19 protein-coding genes are annotated in these 15057 nt (G+C 63.6%); 1 reads left to right on the top strand and 18 read right to left on the bottom strand.

What is annotated here, in order from left to right; genetic code table 11:
* Positions 1-30 precede the first annotated feature (30 nt).
* The 17 genes from R1W01_RS01525 to R1W01_RS01605 all read right to left on the bottom strand — a co-directional run bounded on the left by R1W01_RS01525 (position 31) and on the right by R1W01_RS01605 (position 13618).
* Complete coding sequence (locus tag R1W01_RS01525; RefSeq protein ID WP_297756411.1) at positions 31-633, bottom strand: energy-coupling factor transporter transmembrane component T family protein; 603 nt, start codon at positions 631-633, stop codon at positions 31-33.
* Positions 633-1307 (bottom strand): energy-coupling factor ABC transporter ATP-binding protein, encoded by a 675-nt coding sequence (locus tag R1W01_RS01530; protein ID WP_297756410.1) that lies wholly within the window; start codon positions 1305-1307, stop codon positions 633-635. Before R1W01_RS01530 ends, R1W01_RS01525 begins: the two co-directional genes overlap by 1 nt.
* 119 nt (positions 1308-1426) lie before the next feature.
* Positions 1427-2689, bottom strand: coding sequence for a SulP family inorganic anion transporter (locus R1W01_RS01535; protein WP_297756409.1), 1263 nt, complete (start codon positions 2687-2689; stop codon positions 1427-1429).
* A 126-nt stretch (positions 2690-2815) separates the two neighbouring features.
* Positions 2816-3493 (bottom strand): NYN domain-containing protein, encoded by a 678-nt coding sequence (locus R1W01_RS01540; RefSeq protein ID WP_297756408.1) that lies wholly within the window; start codon positions 3491-3493, stop codon positions 2816-2818.
* A 139-nt stretch (positions 3494-3632) separates the two neighbouring features.
* Positions 3633-5036: a TRAP transporter large permease gene (locus R1W01_RS01545; protein WP_297756407.1), complete on the bottom strand. Its 1404-nt coding sequence runs from the start codon at positions 5034-5036 to the stop codon at positions 3633-3635.
* 3 nt (positions 5037-5039) lie between these two features.
* Positions 5040-5672, bottom strand: a complete 633-nt coding sequence (locus tag R1W01_RS01550; RefSeq protein ID WP_243611262.1) for a TRAP transporter small permease subunit — start codon at positions 5670-5672, stop codon at positions 5040-5042.
* Positions 5673-5748: 76 nt separating this feature from the next.
* Positions 5749-6765, bottom strand: coding sequence for a C4-dicarboxylate TRAP transporter substrate-binding protein (locus R1W01_RS01555; RefSeq protein ID WP_243611261.1), 1017 nt, complete (start codon positions 6763-6765; stop codon positions 5749-5751).
* A 142-nt stretch (positions 6766-6907) separates the two neighbouring features.
* Positions 6908-7564 (bottom strand): urease accessory protein UreG, encoded by a 657-nt coding sequence (ureG, locus tag R1W01_RS01560; protein WP_297756406.1) that lies wholly within the window; start codon positions 7562-7564, stop codon positions 6908-6910.
* The gene (locus R1W01_RS01565; protein WP_317275163.1) at positions 7561-8205 is read right to left on the bottom strand and encodes an urease accessory protein UreF; all 645 of its coding nucleotides are present in this window, start codon (positions 8203-8205) and stop codon (positions 7561-7563) included. The genes ureG and R1W01_RS01565 overlap by 4 nt, the downstream gene beginning before the upstream one ends.
* On the bottom strand, positions 8195-8701 hold the full coding sequence (gene ureE / locus R1W01_RS01570) for an urease accessory protein UreE (protein WP_297756405.1): 507 nt from the start codon (positions 8699-8701) through the stop codon (positions 8195-8197). The genes R1W01_RS01565 and ureE overlap by 11 nt, the downstream gene beginning before the upstream one ends.
* Positions 8702-8720: 19 nt before the next feature.
* Positions 8721-8945 carry a hypothetical protein gene (locus tag R1W01_RS01575; protein WP_297756404.1) on the bottom strand — a complete coding sequence of 75 codons (225 nt, stop codon included), beginning with the start codon at positions 8943-8945 and terminating at the stop codon, positions 8721-8723.
* Between the two features lie 132 nt (positions 8946-9077).
* Positions 9078-10838 carry an urease subunit alpha gene (gene ureC, locus R1W01_RS01580; protein WP_243611257.1) on the bottom strand — a complete coding sequence of 587 codons (1761 nt, stop codon included), beginning with the start codon at positions 10836-10838 and terminating at the stop codon, positions 9078-9080.
* A gap of 70 nt (positions 10839-10908) precedes the next feature.
* Positions 10909-11502, bottom strand: a complete 594-nt coding sequence (locus tag R1W01_RS01585; protein WP_297756403.1) for a hypothetical protein — start codon at positions 11500-11502, stop codon at positions 10909-10911.
* A gap of 21 nt (positions 11503-11523) precedes the next feature.
* Positions 11524-11835, bottom strand: coding sequence for an urease subunit beta (locus tag R1W01_RS01590; protein ID WP_243611255.1), 312 nt, complete (start codon positions 11833-11835; stop codon positions 11524-11526).
* A gap of 12 nt (positions 11836-11847) precedes the next feature.
* The gene (locus R1W01_RS01595) at positions 11848-12420 is read right to left on the bottom strand and encodes a HupE/UreJ family protein (RefSeq protein ID WP_297756402.1); all 573 of its coding nucleotides are present in this window, start codon (positions 12418-12420) and stop codon (positions 11848-11850) included.
* A gap of 21 nt (positions 12421-12441) precedes the next feature.
* Positions 12442-12744: an urease subunit gamma gene (locus R1W01_RS01600; RefSeq protein WP_243611253.1), complete on the bottom strand. Its 303-nt coding sequence runs from the start codon at positions 12742-12744 to the stop codon at positions 12442-12444.
* Position 12745: 1 nt separating this feature from the next.
* A complete protein-coding gene (locus R1W01_RS01605) occupies positions 12746-13618 on the bottom strand; it encodes an urease accessory protein UreD (protein WP_317275164.1) in 873 nt (290 codons plus the stop codon).
* Between the two features lie 237 nt (positions 13619-13855).
* Here R1W01_RS01605 and rpe point away from each other — a divergent pair, with 237 nt between their 5' ends.
* Positions 13856-14545, top strand: a complete 690-nt coding sequence (gene rpe, locus R1W01_RS01610) for a ribulose-phosphate 3-epimerase (RefSeq protein ID WP_317275165.1) — start codon at positions 13856-13858, stop codon at positions 14543-14545.
* 4 nt (positions 14546-14549) lie between these two features.
* On the opposite strand, the gene R1W01_RS01615 is transcribed toward rpe, so the two are convergent.
* A complete protein-coding gene (locus R1W01_RS01615; protein ID WP_411028133.1) occupies positions 14550-15050 on the bottom strand; it encodes an SH3 domain-containing protein in 501 nt (166 codons plus the stop codon).
* Positions 15051-15057 lie beyond the last annotated feature (7 nt).

Raw genomic sequence — 15057 nt, forward strand, 5'->3', positions numbered from 1 at the left:
GGCGACAAGATCGCAAGCCTGCGTTGGAGATCAGGCGCGGGGATCGTAGCCGCGCGCTTCGATCGCGTCGGCGATATCGTCGGCCATTTTCAGGGTGCGGATGGCGACCGGCAGGGCCGTGGCGATCACCGAGCGTTCGAGTCCACGGGTCTTTTGTGCCTCGCGCACGTCGGTCGTAATTTGGCCGAGCACGGGGATGAAACGCAGGGCAAGAGAGATCGCGAGCCCGACCTTGGCCGGGTTGACGCCGAGCGGGCGCAAGAGCGCAAGCGCGCGGGTGATCGTGTCGATCATGTCTGAGGCGCGGGTGGTCAGCGTCACGAGGCTTGCCAAGAGGATCAGGGCCGCGAGGCGCAGCACGACGAAGGCCGCGAGCACCGGGCCGGAGAGCCAGTATTGCAGCGCGAGGAAGATGACGAAGATGAGCGCCAGCGGGCGCAGTTGCGCCAGCGCGTCGCCCAGCGTCAGCCCGGCGAGACGATAGAGCGCGAGGGTCAGTAGCAATGCGCCTAGGACGAGAGGCAGGCTCTCGACCAAGAAAAGCGCCGTTCCTGCCGCCATCATCACGAGGATCTTTGGCCCCGGAGAGAGACGGTGTAGGGGGGATGTGCCGGGGCGGTAGAGGTCGAGCATCAGGCCATGCGCTCCACATAGAACGGCAGAGCGGCGGCGGGGGTGTCGTCGGCGACGATGCGCCCCTCGTCAAAGACAAGCACGCGGTCAAAGCCTTCGAGCAGGTCGAGATCATGGGTGGCGAGGATCACCGTTTGTGCAAGTGCCTCGAGCGCCGCGGCGATGCGGCGGGTGTTGCGCAGGTCAAGCAGCGTCGTGGGTTCGTCCAGCACGAGATAGGCCGGGTCCATGACGAGGACGCCAGAGATCGCCAGAAGCTGTTTCTGGCCGCCAGAGAGGAGATGGGCGGGGTGGTCGCGCAGGTCGCTCAGGTCGTAGCGCGCGAGGATGGCGTCGGTCTTGCGGGCGATCTCGTCCTTGGGCAGCCGCAGGTTCTTCATTCCGAAGGCGAGGTCTTCGGCGACGGTTGGAAAAACGATCTGGTTGTCAGGGTTTTGAAACACGAAGCCGACCTTGCGGCGCACCTCTTTGCCCTTGGCGCGCGTGTCGAGACCGTCGATACGGACGCTGCCGGAACTCGGCAGGACGAGGCCATTCAGGAGCCGCGCGAAGGAGGATTTTCCCGAGCCGTTGGCGCCGATGATGCCGATGCGGCGTTCGGCCAGAGACAGCGAGATATCGTGCAGCACGGTGCGATCGCCATAGGCGAGGCGGACGGTTTCGATCTCGATCATGGTGCGGGTCCAGATGCTTCGTTGAGGCGCTCATACACCAAGGGCGGCGGCGGTTGAAGCGTCGGACGCCTCCGGCGGGAGTATTTGGACAGAGAAGAAGGGCGGGGGGGCGTATGGGGTTAGCGTTCCGGGTCGGACCAGTCGGAGGCGGGGACATGGCGGGTCTGCATGCGCAAGGCAAGGCCGAGGGCCACGCCAACGCCGATGGCGACGGTGAGGTCGGCGAGAACGGTCAGGACGAGGGTCAGAAGCAGGAGGAGTTGATGCGCGCGTGGTTCCGAGAGGTAGCCACGCCATTTATGCGGCTCGCTCATGTTCCAGGCGGTCAGCAGGAGAAGGCCAGCGAGGGCGGGCATGGCGAGGTAGCCGACCAATGGCGCGGCGAGCCGCATCACAAGGAGGATTGTCACGGCATGGATCAGGCCAGAGACCGGCGTTTTGCCGCCCGCGCGGATATTGGTCGCGGTGCGGGCGATGGCGCCGGTGGCGGGCAGGCCGCCAAAGAGCGACGAGCCGATATTGGCCGCGCCTTGTGCCAGGAGCTCGGCGTTGGGGCGGTGCTGGCCCGCGATCATGCGGTCGGCGACCATGGCCGAGAGCAGCGATTCCACCCCGGCGAGGAAGGCGATGATGAGCGCCGAGGGCAGGAGTTCCACAATGCGGGCAAAGGAGATGTCGGGCACTTGTGGGACCGGTAAGGTATTGGGCAGGGCACCGAAGCGGGAGTGGATCGTCTCCACGGGAAGGCCCGCGACGGCGACGATGGCAGAGGTCAATGCGACGGCGACGATGAGGCCGGGAAGGCGCGGGGCGAGGCGGCGAAAAACAACGATCAAAACCATGCTGGCCAGCCCGATCGCGGTTGCCGCGGGGGAGAGCGTGTCGCGAGCGGCCCAGAGCGCGGTTGTTTTCTCAAGGAATTCGGCGGGGACATGGGCGAGTTGCAAGCCCCCGAGGTCTTTGATCTGGCTGGTGGCGATGATGACGGCGATGCCGATGGTAAAACCGTTGATGACCGGCTCGGGGATCAGGCGGATCAGGTTCCCGGCGCGGAAATAGGCGGCGACGAGCAGGATCAGCCCGGCCATGAGCGTGGCAAGGACAAGGCCGTCATAGCCGTGTTCCATGATGACGCCAAAGACGACGACGATGAACGCCCCTGTGGGGCCGCCGATCTGCACCCGGCTCCCGCCGAGGAGGGAAATCAGGAAGCCGGCGACGATGGCCGTGACCAGCCCTTTTTCCGGGCCTGCACCGGAGGCAATGGCGATGGCGAGGGACAGGGGGAGGGCGACCATAGCGACAGTGATCCCCGCGAGCGTGTCTCGCAGCAGGAGAGACCATGAATAGGTGGTCAGTGTCGTCAGGATCTTGGGCTTCATGCGCGGACGTTAGAGGCTCGGTCCGTCGAGAGTCCAGTCGTGGAAATCGAAAAGGGCCTGCCCGGCTGACACGTCCGACGCCTCCGGCGGGAGTATTTGGCAGAGAAGAAGGGGGGCAGCAGGATGTCAGGCGACGGCGGCGAATCCTTCGGGGCGGAAACGGGCCATGGCCTCGGGGCCGCGCGGATCGAGTTCGAAGAGGGCGGGGCGTGCTAGAAGATAGGCACGCCATGTCTTTTCTGGGGAGGAGCTGATCTTGATACCGTGCTTGCGGTGCATTTCGCGAGCGAGGTCGGTCATGCGCATTCCCTTGCCGCCGGTGCTATGGGCGGCGATCATCGAGCGGATTTTAAGGTCGAGATCAGTGTGGGACTTGGTGCCAGGTTCGACAAGTTGGACCGTTGGGCGCGGGCCAAGTTCGACGAAGTGATGTCCGCTTGCCCGGAAGGGGGCGGGGGCCTTGGCCTCTCCGGCCGTGATCACCTTGGCCTGATGTTCGCGCAGGCGTTGGGCGAGGTGAGCGAAGTCGCCATCGGATGACGCGATGACGAAGTTCATGATGTGCTGGGTGAGGAGTATCTCCATCGCGTCGAGCGCGAGCAAGAGGTCTGCCGCGTTCTTACCGGTGCCAGCATGGATCACGCGGAACGCGGGGGCCTCGTGCCAGGCGTCGTTGCGCTGGGCGTCGAGATAGGTGCGGATGACGGTCGGGGTTCCATGCTTGCGGGCGATGGCGAGGATCGCGCCCGCGTATTTCGCATTCAGATTATCACCATCGACAAGCACGGCCACTGGTTCACTCATGACTACTCTCTAACATTCTTGATACCCGGCAACTGAAGCAGGGGAATTTGGCGAGAGTGGGGCGCGAGGGTGCCTTTTGACGAAAAGAGCCGCAGCACGAGAGGCCGCGGCTCTTGTCAGGGTGACGGGGGGTGCTTGTTCAAGACGCCAAGGATGGCAGCCAGAGCACGATTTGCGGGAAGGCGATGAGGCCTGCGATGGTGAGGGCGTCGGCGACGAAGAAAGGGGTCACGCCTTTGAAGACGTCCTGTACCGAAAGGTCATCGCGCACGCCTGCGACCACGAAGCAGTTGAGGCCGATGGGGGGCGTGATGAGGCAGAACTCGGCCATTTTGACCACGAGGATACCGAACCAGATCGCGCACATGGTGCCGTTCATGCCGAAGGCGCTTTCGGCGGCTGTCACGTATTCGCCGCCATTGAGCGCCATCACCGCCGGATAGACGACGGGCAGGGTCAGCAGCAGCATGCCGATCGCGTCCATGAACATGCCGAGCACCGCATAGCCCAAGAGGATGCAGATCAGGATCGTCATCGGCGAATAGTGCAGCGAGGTGATCCAGTCGGAAAACGCGCCTGGCAGGTCTGCAAACCCGAGGAACCGCACATAGATCAGCACGCCCCAGATGATCGTGAAGATCATCACGGTGAGCTTGGCGGTTTCCAGCAGGGCCATCTTGAGTTGTGGCCAGCGCATACCACGCCAGAGCGCCATGCAGAAGACGATGAAGGCGCCGATCGCGCCGCCCTCAGTGGGCGTGCCCCAGGCCTTTTCGCCGAAGGGGTTGTAGACGAAGAAGATGATGATGATCACCACGGCGAGGATCGGCAGGGCGGGCGGAAGGGCGGCGAAGCGTTCGCGCCATGTAAAGCCCGTGACCGGAGGGCCGACATTCTTAAAGATCAGGGCGATGCCAACGATTAACGTGCCGTAGACCACGGCGGAAAAGGCGCCGGGTACGAAGCCCGCGAGCAGGAGCTTGCCGACGTCCTGTTCGACGATGATGGCATAGATCACGAGGATGGCCGAAGGCGGGATCAGCGAGGCGAGCGTGCCACCCGCCGCGACGACCCCGGCGGCGAATTGCTTGTTATAGCCGATCTTCAGCATCTCGGGGATGGCGATACGGGCAAAGACCGCAGCGGTCGCGACGGAGGCGCCAGAGACGGCGGCAAAGCCCGCGGTGGCGAAGACGGTCGAGACGGCGAGGCCGCCCGGAAGCCATGCAAGCCAGCGTTTGGCGGCCTCGAACAGGGCCTTGGTGAGGCCTGCGTAATAGGCGAGGTAGCCGATCAGGATGAAGGTCGGGATCAGGCTCAGCGTATGCGAGGCGACCTTGGAGTGGGGCACGGTGCCGGCCTGTTTTGCGGCGACGGTGAGGGCCCAGTCGAATTGGTCCATGGCGAAGTTCTTCTTGGACCAGAAGATGAGGATCAGACCGACCATGCCTGCAAGCGCAGCGGCAAAGGCGACGCGCATGCCGATGACGACCATGACGAGCAGGCCAGCGGTGACCCAGAGACCGATTTCGATCGAGTCCATGTCTTAATTCTCCTGCTCTTCGAGGCTTTCGGCCTCGGCGGCGGCCTGTGCTGCGGCGTCGAGCACCATGGGCACGGCGACGGGCTTTTCCAACCCGAGGATGAGGGCGCGGCCATAGCCGTAAATCTGGATCAACAGGCGCAGGCCGAGCACGGAAAATGCCAGTGGTACCACGAGTTTCGCAGGCCAGAGCGGCAGGGCGATGTCGGTCGAGCTATCGCGGCTCCACAAAGGGCGCGAGAAATCGAAGGAGCGGTCGAAATGCGACCAGCTTCCCCAGATCAGGAGCAGGATCAGCAGGAAAATCGCGGTCACGGTCACCAGTTCGAAGAACCAGAGCGCACGGCCGCGCAGGTTTTCGACGAGGAGATCCATGCGGATATGGGTGCCGTCGCGCTGGGCGTAGGAGACGGCGAGAATGGCGACAAAGGGCATGAGTTGCTCGATCCAGTCGACATAGCCCGAAAGCGGCGCTTCGAAGAAGATGCGCCCACCGACGGAGCGCACTGCGAAGAGCATCAGCGAGAAGACCGCGATTCCAGCGATCAGAGCAAAGAAGCGTTCAAGTGTCAGTAGGGACCGGTCGATGCGGCTTAGGATCGAGCCATCTTCGAGGACGGGTGAGGCGCCTGCCATGCATACCCCCAATCATGTCAGGTAGGGACAAAAAAGCGCCCTCCTTCACGGGGAAGGAGGGCGCGCAGCGCGCAGATCAGTTGCCTGCGCGGGTTTCTTCGAGGGTGCTCATGACCAGATCATAGAGCTCCTGGCCCGGAAGGCCCTGTGCCGTCATATCGGCAATCCACTTTTCGCGGATCGGATCGGCGGCCGTGGCGCGGAACTTGGAAAGCTCCTCTTCGGAGAGCGTCACTTTTTCGACGCCCTTCTCGGCCAGGACCGTATCCCATTTCTCGAGCAGTTTGCCGTAGTTGGCGAGGTAGTGGTCGAGGGCTTCGGGGATCGAGCTATCGAGGGCTTCGCGCTCGGCGTCCGAGAGGGCCTCATAGGCGTCGGTGTTGACGACCACAGGGCAGTTCACGGTGCCGGGGTTGAGGTTCGCGGTCCACCAGTCGGCCTGATTGATGGTACCAAAGCTCAGGTGCGCGTGTTGGGCGAAGGCGACAGTATCGACAACGCCGGATTCCATCGCCTGATAGGCTTCGGGGGCAGGCACAGAGGTCGGGACACCGCCCACGGCCTCAAACGCTTGGCCGATACCGCCGGTGGCGCGGACACGCATGCCGTCCATCTTGGCCAGCGTGTCGCGCGGATCGCCTGTGCCGACAAGGTTATACTGCGGCATGGGCGAGGTCATCAGAAGCTTGGCGTTCCACTGGGCCATTTCTTCGGCAGCGGCCGGGTGGGCGTAGACGGCGCCGGAAACGGCGACTTCTTCGGCGAGGGTATTCACGCCAAGGAAGGGCAGTTCAAGCACGGTCACAACACGGTTCTTGTCGCGGTGATAGCCGGCGCAGAACTGAGCCATTTCAAAGGCCCCGATGGAGATACCGTCGAGGTTCTCTTTTGGCTTGGATAGGCCGCCGTAGCTGATGTTGATGGTGAACTCACCACCGGTTTTCTCGGCGACCAGTTCGGCCAGTTTCTCAACGTGTTCGGTAAAGGCGCGGCGCTTGCCCCAGACCGAGGCATTCCATTCCGTCGCCACGGCTTCACTTGCAAAGCCGAATGCAAGGGCCGCGACTGCGGCCTTACCCATAAGGTTCATCATAATTTCCTCCCATTGCACGGATTGGTTTCTTTTCCGTATCGAGAGGTAGCCTAGCCAAGCTGGCGCTTTCTGAATAGTCCGTATTTTTCGGTATTTGGTCGCAGAGGAAGGCTCGGGCAAAAAAAGCCCTGCTGGCATGGTCTTAGGCGTCGAGCGGTTGGGATTGCTCTTTGTTTTCGAGCAGTTCCGGGATGCCGCCAATGGCGCCGATCAGAGGCAAGATCGCGTCGAGCCCGGCGCCCGTCTTGAGGTTGGTGAAGACATAGGGACGGTCGCCGCGCATCTTTGCGGCGTCACGGTCCATCACCTCGAGAGAGGCCCCGACATAGGGCGCGAGGTCGGTTTTGTTGATGATGAGGATGTCTGACTTGGTGATCGCCGGGCCGCCCTTGCGGGGGATTTCCTCTCCGGCTGCGACGTCGATTACGTAGAGCGTCAAGTCGGCCAGCTCGGGCGAGAAGGTTGCCGAGAGGTTGTCGCCACCGGATTCGACGAGAACGATGTCGAGGTCGGGAAAATCGGCGTTCAACTCGGCGATGGCTGCGAGGTTGATCGAGGCGTCTTCGCGGATCGCGGTATGCGGGCAGCCGCCGGTTTCCACGCCCTTGATCCGATCGAGCGGCAGGGCTTGGGCGCGCATGAGCGCCTCTGCGTCTTCGCGGGTGTAGATATCATTGGTGACCACGGCGATAGAAAGCCGGTCGCGCAGGACGCGGCAGAGATTGGCGGTCAGGGTCGTCTTGCCAGCGCCAACAGGGCCGCCGATGCCGATGCGAAGAGGTCCATTGGGAGAGGTCATGAGCGGAAAAGCCTCGAATATTGAGTTTCGTGGGTCATCGACGCGATGTCGGCGGCGAAACAGGCGCTGCCGAGATCGTCGAGGGTTTGGGTGATGGCGCAGTCGGCGATCTCGCGGCAGAGTGGGGTCAGGCTATGCAGCACCTGTTGACCCTCAGTCTGGCCCAAGGGCACGAGGCGGATCGCGGCGGAGGTCAGGTTCGCGGCGAACGCATGCAGGAAAAGACGTGCGGTCTCGGCCAGGGGCAGCTCCTCGAGCGCGGCGGCGCGGCCAACGGCGACCGGGTAGGCGAGGGCAGGTAGGTCATGGGAATAGACCTCTGCCGTGGTGCGGCTAAAGGCACCGCCTTGTTGATCCGTTTCGAGAAGACGTTCCGAAGACGGCGCAAGGGCACGGGCCCAATCGTCAATCTCTTGCAGGGTTTCAGTGTCGCGGCTGTGCCATGCGGCCGCGAGGAGGATCGCATCATTGCGTCCCGCGCCGTGGGTCAGGACATCCGAGAGCCAGCCGCGAAAAGAAGCGGCGTCCTGCACCGTGCCGTCCTGCACCATGGCTTCCAATCCGTGGCTATAGCTGAAGGCGCCCACCGGGTAGGCGGGCGACAGCCATTGCGTCAGGGTCAGGATCGGATCAGTGCTCATGGGGGTGGGCGTGATCGTGATCTTGGCCATGGTGATGGGTATGGCCGTGTTCATGCGCATGGGTGCGTCCGTGACCATAGGCGCCGCCCTCGGGCGTGAAGGGCTCGGTCACGTCCGTGACCTCGGCCCCGAGATGGCGCAGCATCTCGCGGATGACGTGATCGGGTTGTATCAAGAGACGGCCCGGTTCGATCTGGCAAGGGGTATGGCGATTGCCGACATGCCATGCGATGCGGGTCAGGGTGTCCGAAGTGATGGAGAGAAGCGGCTCGGGCGCGGCGATGACTTCGATTTCGCCACCTTCTTCGAGAACGAGCACCCCGCTTTGATCGAGCGAGGTTGTCTTGGGCAGGTCGACGAGAAGCGACCGGCCATCTGTCGTCTGAAGCACCTTGCGGCGCAGGAAACGGTCTTCGTAGGTCAGCGCGACCTGTCCGGTCACTGTGCCATGGCTATGGCCATGATAGGCGCGGGCGGTCAGCAGGGAGGTGCTCATGCGGCACCTCCCGTGCGGATCACACGTAGTAGACGTCCTTGAAGACGTGATGCGCAATCTCGCTGCGCTTGATGCCGCGCTTGTTGAGCTCGGCGTCGGTCAAGCCGTTGAGATAGTTGACTTCCTGCATGCGCGAGTTCGATTCTGCGAGGCGGATCATCGCTTTGCCGATCGCGTTGAACGGGGCAGCGAATTTGTGAAGAAGCGCGCTGCTGTCGCCGATGTGAAGTGCTGTATGTGCCATTTGGACCCTCGATATGTCTCAAGTTGGTCCTCCCTTGGCTTTGATAATGGGTCATCATTGTTGACTTTACTAGTGTTGATCTCTCATGGCCGCCTTGCGTGTGCTGCATTGCAGCATGAATTTCGGGCAGTTTCAGAACAGGAAGTAGCGCTGCGCCATGGGCAAGACTTCGGCGGGTTGGCAGGTGAGCAACTCGCCATCTGCACGCACTTCATAGGTTTCGGGGTGCACCTCGATCTCGGGTGTGGCGTCGTTGAGCTTGAGCGCGGACTTGCCGATATTGCGGGTGTTCTTGACCGGGATTGTCGTCTTGGCGAGGCCAAGCGCATCACCGATCCGGTCGGCATGGGCGGCCTCGGAGACGAAGGTTACGGCGGAGTTCTCGACCGAGCGGCCATAGGCGCCGAACATGGGGCGGGAGTAGACGGGCTGGGGTGTCGGGATCGAGGCGTTGGGATCGCCCATCTGCGCCGCGACGATGGAGCCGCCGATCAGGACCATCTCTGGCTTCACGCCAAAGAAGGCTGGGTTCCAGAGCACGAGGTCGGCGCGTTTGCCTTCCTCGATAGAGCCGATCTCGTGGCCGATGCCATGCGCGATGGCGGGGTTGATCGTATATTTCGCGATGTAGCGGCGGACGCGGAAATTGTCATTGTCGCCGGTTTCTTCGGCTAGGCGACCGCGTTGTTTCTTCATCTTGTCGGCGGTCTGCCAGGTGCGGATCAACACTTCGCCCACCCGTCCCATGGCCTGACTATCTGAGGCGATGATCGAGAACGCACCCATGTCGTGCAGGATATCCTCGGCGGCGATGGTTTCGCGGCGGATGCGGCTCTCGGCAAAGGCGACATCCTCGGGGATGGACTTGTCGAGGTGGTGGCAGACCATGAGCATATCGAGATGTTCGTCGACCGTGTTCACGGTAAACGGGCGGGTCGGGTTGGTCGAGGAGGGCAGGACGTGTTCCTCGCCGCAGATCTTGATGATGTCGGGGGCGTGCCCACCGCCCGCACCCTCGGTATGGAAGGCGTGGATCGTGCGGCCCTTCATGGCGGCAACGGTGTTTTCGACAAAGCCGGACTCATTGAGCGTATCGGTGTGGATCATCACCTGCACGTCCCAGGCATCGGCGACCGACAGGCAACAATCGATGGCGGCAGGCGTGGTGCCCCAATCCTCGTGCAGCTTCAGCGCGCAGGCGCCGCCGAGGATCTGTTCCTCGAGTGCGGCGGGCAGCGAGGCGTTGCCTTTGCCCGCGAAGGCGAGGTTCATCGGGAAGGCGTCAGCGGACTGCAGCATCCGGCCAAGATGCCAAGAGCCCGGTGTGCAGGTTGTTGCGAGCGTGCCATGGGCCGGGCCGGTGCCGCCGCCGAGCATCGTCGTCAGGCCAGAATGCAGCGCGTCTTCGATCTGTTGTGGGCAGATGAAGTGGATATGGCTATCGAAGCCGCCGGCGGTCAGGATCTTGCCCTCGCCGGCGATGGCCTCGGTGCCGGGGCCAACGATGATGTCGACGCCTGGTTGCGTATCGGGGTTGCCCGCTTTGCCGATCTTGGCGATGCGCCCGTCGCGCAGGCCCACATCGGCCTTGTAGATGCCGGTATGGTCGACGATGAGCGCATTGGTGATGACCGTATCGACGGCCCCGTCGGCGCGTGTCACCTGCGATTGGCCCATGCCGTCGCGGATCACCTTGCCGCCGCCGAATTTGACCTCTTCGCCATAGAGGAGCGCGTTGTCGCCGCTGCCGCCCGTGGCCGCAGCCCCGGCGCGTTCTGCGGTCAGGTCGCGTTCGACTTCGATCACGAGCTCTGTATCGGCGAGGCGCAGGCGGTCGCCGGTGGTGGGGCCGAACATGGCGGCATAGTCGGAGCGGGAGATCGTTGCAGGCATGGGGCGTCTCTTTGGCAGGTCCGGCGCCAGAGGGCGCCGGGAGGTCAGGGCGTGGCGGGCGCGATCTGCGTCAGCCGTCTTTCTTTGGAGCGGTCTTGGGCGCCGTCTTGGGCGCAGCCGTTTCGGGCATCGCGGGCGGTTTTGAGGGCGCGCGCGGGCGTTTGCGTGCGGCGGGGGCTTCGGCTTTGGCCTCGGGGGCCTTGGCCGCCTTGGTCGGGGCCGGTTTGGACTTTGCTTTCTTGGTCGGTTTGGCCTTGGCAGCGGGCTTGGCCTTGGCCGGGGCTGGTTTTGCTTCGGCCTTGGGTGCGGGCTTCGGTGCGGGTTTGGGGGCCGGGGCGGGCTTTACCTCTGCCTTTGGTGCAGGAGCCGGTTTTGCTTCGGCTTTGGGCGCTGGGGCTGGCTTGGCCGGGGTTTCTGCCTTCGCGACAGGTTTCGGTTTCGCAGCGGGCTTGGCCTTGGCGGTCGGTTTCACCTTGGCGGCTGGTTTGGCCACGAGGCCCGCATCGCCAAGCATCGGGGCGGCTTTGGCGGTGAAGAACGGGTGCGCTTCGAGCACAGCCTTGCCGATGGCGGATTGGATGCGCATCTGCTGTTCCACGACGCGGCCAAAGGCAAGCATGCCCGTCAGGGCGCCGGTATACTGTGTCGTCAGGATCGTCTGCATTGGTCATTCCTCCATGAGATATCAGGACCCGAGCGGCCCCATGACTTTTTGGTTGAACCCGTAGATCGTGCGCGCCCCGGTGATCGGGATCAGCGCCACTTCGCGGCGTTGGCCGGGTTCAAACCGGACGGCGGTTCCGGCGGCAATGTCGAGGCGCATGCCGTGGGCGGCGTCGCGGTCGAAGTCCAGTGCGGGATTGGTTTCCGCGAAATGGAAATGGCTGCCGACTTGGACAGGGCGGTCGCCCGTATTCGCGACCATGAGCGTCAGAGCGGTGCGGTCCCCATTGAGGGTCAGGGTGCCGTCGGCAGGTAGCAATTCTCCGGGAATCATGTGCGGATCTCCTTAGTTCACGACGAGCCATGCGCCCATGAGCGCGATCAGGCCGCCAAAGCCGCGGGTGAGCGAAAGGGCCTGCAGGCGTGATAGGGCAAGGCCGATGCCGATCCCGGCGAGGTGCAGTGCCATGGACGCGATGGCGAACCCGGCGAGATAGCCCCACGGCGAGGCCGCGCCGATCTCTGCGCCGTGGGCGTGGCCGTGGAAAAGGCCAAAGGCGGCCACTGTCAGCGCCGCCCCGGATGCGGGCAGGTGCACGGCGAGGGCGACCAACACGCCAAGGATCAGCACCGAGGCAAGGATCGCCGGTTCCACGAAGGGCAGCGGCATCCCTAGCAGTGCGAGGAGAAAGCCTGCGGTCATCGCGCCGACAAAAGCCAGCGGCAGGCGCAGCGTCGCGCCCTTGCCGAGCAGCGCGGCCCAGAGGCCAACGCCAAGCATGGCAAGCACGTGGTCTGTGCCAAAGATCGGATGGCTGAACCCGGCGGCGAAAGAGCCGTGTTCGCCCGGATTGAGATGGGCGAGGGCGGGGTTTGCGACGACGAGCGCGGGCAGGAGGGCAAGAGCGAGACGTTTCATTAGTCTAATTCCTTCAGGGTCTTAGCGGATCGGGTTGTGGACGGTGACGAGCTTGGTGCCGTCGGGAAAGGTCGCTTCGACCTGCACTTCGTGGATCATATCGGGCACGCCTTCCATGCAGTCTTCGCGGGTGATGATCTCGGCGCCCGCCTGCATCATGTCGGCCACAGAGCGCCCATCGCGCGCGCCTTCGACGACGGCGTCGGTGATGAGGGCGATGGCCTCGGGGTGGTTGAGCTTGACGCCGCGGGCGAGGCGCTTGCGGGCCACTTCGGCGGCCATGGCGATCAGGAGTTTGTCCTTTTCTCGCGGGGTGAGTTGCATGTCAGAGCATCCATGTTCTTGGGAGGGGACGGGCGCGCAGGGTTTCGAGCGCGGGGATCAGGGCCTTGCGGAGCATATGACCATCCTCGGCGAGGAGGCGTGCGAACAAGAGGTCGGGGCCGATTAGGCTCACGCCGCAACCGTGCGGCAGGAGGGCGCGCAACGTGTCGCGCGCCGCTTCGGCTTCAGGGGCGACGAGGATGAGCGAGGCCATGGCACGTGCGCCGCCGGCAATGGCCGAACGGTCGAGTTGGGCCTGCATGTCGCCCTCAAGGGCGATGGCGTCGGCAAAGAGGAGACGACCCGCGCGGCGGATTTCGATCCGATCATTCAGGCGCGCGTCATGCAATGTTTCGCCCATCGCGGTGCGTCCGAAGATCATCGGTTCGACGAGGAGCAAGCGGGCGGTGGTCGCCATGTCGACACGAAGGCGGCGACGCAGAGAGGAGCCTTCGAAGAGGATCGTTTCCTGTGGCACCCAGTCGAGCGCGGCGTGGTCGCTGACCGTGAGGGTGGTGTCGAGAATGCCGGGGGTCCCAGAGAGGGCGCGATAGGCGCGTTCGGCGGCCTGTGTGGTCAAAGTCAGGTGGCTGTGGGGGAGGGCCGTGGCGTTGATGTCGAAATGATCGCCACCGGTGATGCCCCCGGATGTATTGAGAAGGACGGCCTCAAGCGCGGCGTCGCGATTGCGCGGAAAGAGCGCCCGGCTCGACCCGGACAGGCGCAGATCGGCAATATGGCTCTGGCCGTCGCGCGCCTTGGCGGCGAGGTGGACCGAACCGCGCGCCCGCGGGGGGGCGGTGTTGGCGTCGAGCGACGATATTTGCGCAAACGCGTTGATGGGGGCCTCCAGCCATTGGCTGCATTTTGGCAGTGCAGCATGTCAGAATGGAGACAAGTGTGCCGAAGAATTGGGCTGATCCAAGGGAATTGGCGTTTCTGCGGGCGCGACAAAGTTGATCTGCCCAAAAAATAGGCAGCGCGGATGCTGCGGCGCAGAGAAATCTTGGCCGCCGGGGTTTGCACTTTTGGGCCGGGCGGATCATCTTCGCGGCATCGTCGAATCGACCGGGCCAGAGAGGGCGCGGTGAAACTTCAAAGGACCGTCGCCATGACCTTCAACCGCAACATCAAGATCGCGCCGTCGATCCTTTCTGCTGATTTCGCCAATTTCGGGGCGGAGATTCGGGCGATTGAGGAACAGGGGGCGGATTGGGTGCATGTGGACGTGATGGACGGCCATTTCGTGCCCAACCTGACCTTTGGCCCGCCGGCAGTGAAGGCGTTTCGCCCGCACGTGAAGACCTTTATGGACGTGCATCTGATGATCGCGCCGGTGGACCCGTATATTCAGGCCTATGCCGATGCGGGCGCCGATATGATCGTGGCGCATTATGAGGCCGGGCCGCATCCGCATCGCACGTTGCAGGCGATCAAGGCGACGGGGGCGAAGGCGGGGATCAGCCTCAATCCCGGCACGCCAGCTTCGGCGGTCGAGTATCTGCTCGACCTGTGTGACATGGTGCTTGTGATGAGCGTGAACCCCGGCTTTGGCGGGCAGAAATTCATCCCCTCAAGCGTCGAGAAAGTGCGCCAGATCCGCGAGATGATCGGCGACCGGGAGATCCATATTCAGGTCGATGGCGGGGTCGATCCAACGACGATTGGCGCTTTGGTCGAGGCGGGCGCGGATTGCTTTGTCGCGGGCTCGGCAGTGTTCAAGGGCGGCACGGTCGACACGCCCGAGGTCTACGGCGCGAACATCCGTGCCTTGCGCGAGGCAGCGGCAAAGGCGGGGTAGGGCGCTACTCGCGCAGTTCGCCCGGTTTGACTCCCCAAAGCGCGGCTTTGGGCGCCCAACCTTCGTAGCCACCGGAACTCAGGCGGCACCAATCGGGATTGCATTCGCCAAGGCGCGCGATGACGCCGATTTCGAGATAGGCCTTTTCCTGTGCTTCCGAGGTCGGTTGAACCGTGAGCGGCAGCATGTCCTCTTCGACGATCACGGTGCGTGCGCCGGACAAAAGCGAATAGTGCACCCAGCCGCCCGCACCCTCGACATCACGCACCCGGCGCCAATGACCGTATTCCGCGGTGACTTCGAGGGGCATGGAGCGGCGGGTAAAGACCCAGTCGATCCGGTGCGTGAGCGAAGGGCCGCGCCGCACGTTGGCTTTGCTTGCCTTGAGAGAGACGTAGCGCGGCAATGGCAGGTTGGTGACCGGCCCACGCGCGCCTTCGGCGGCGACCATGCCCGCAAGAAGGCCAAGACACAGCCCAAGTGCCAAGCTTATCCGCAAGATCATCCTGTTT

The sequence above is a fragment of the Shimia sp. FJ5 genome (assembly GCF_032918335.1).
GTDB lineage: Bacteria > Pseudomonadota > Alphaproteobacteria > Rhodobacterales > Rhodobacteraceae > Shimia > Shimia aestuarii_A.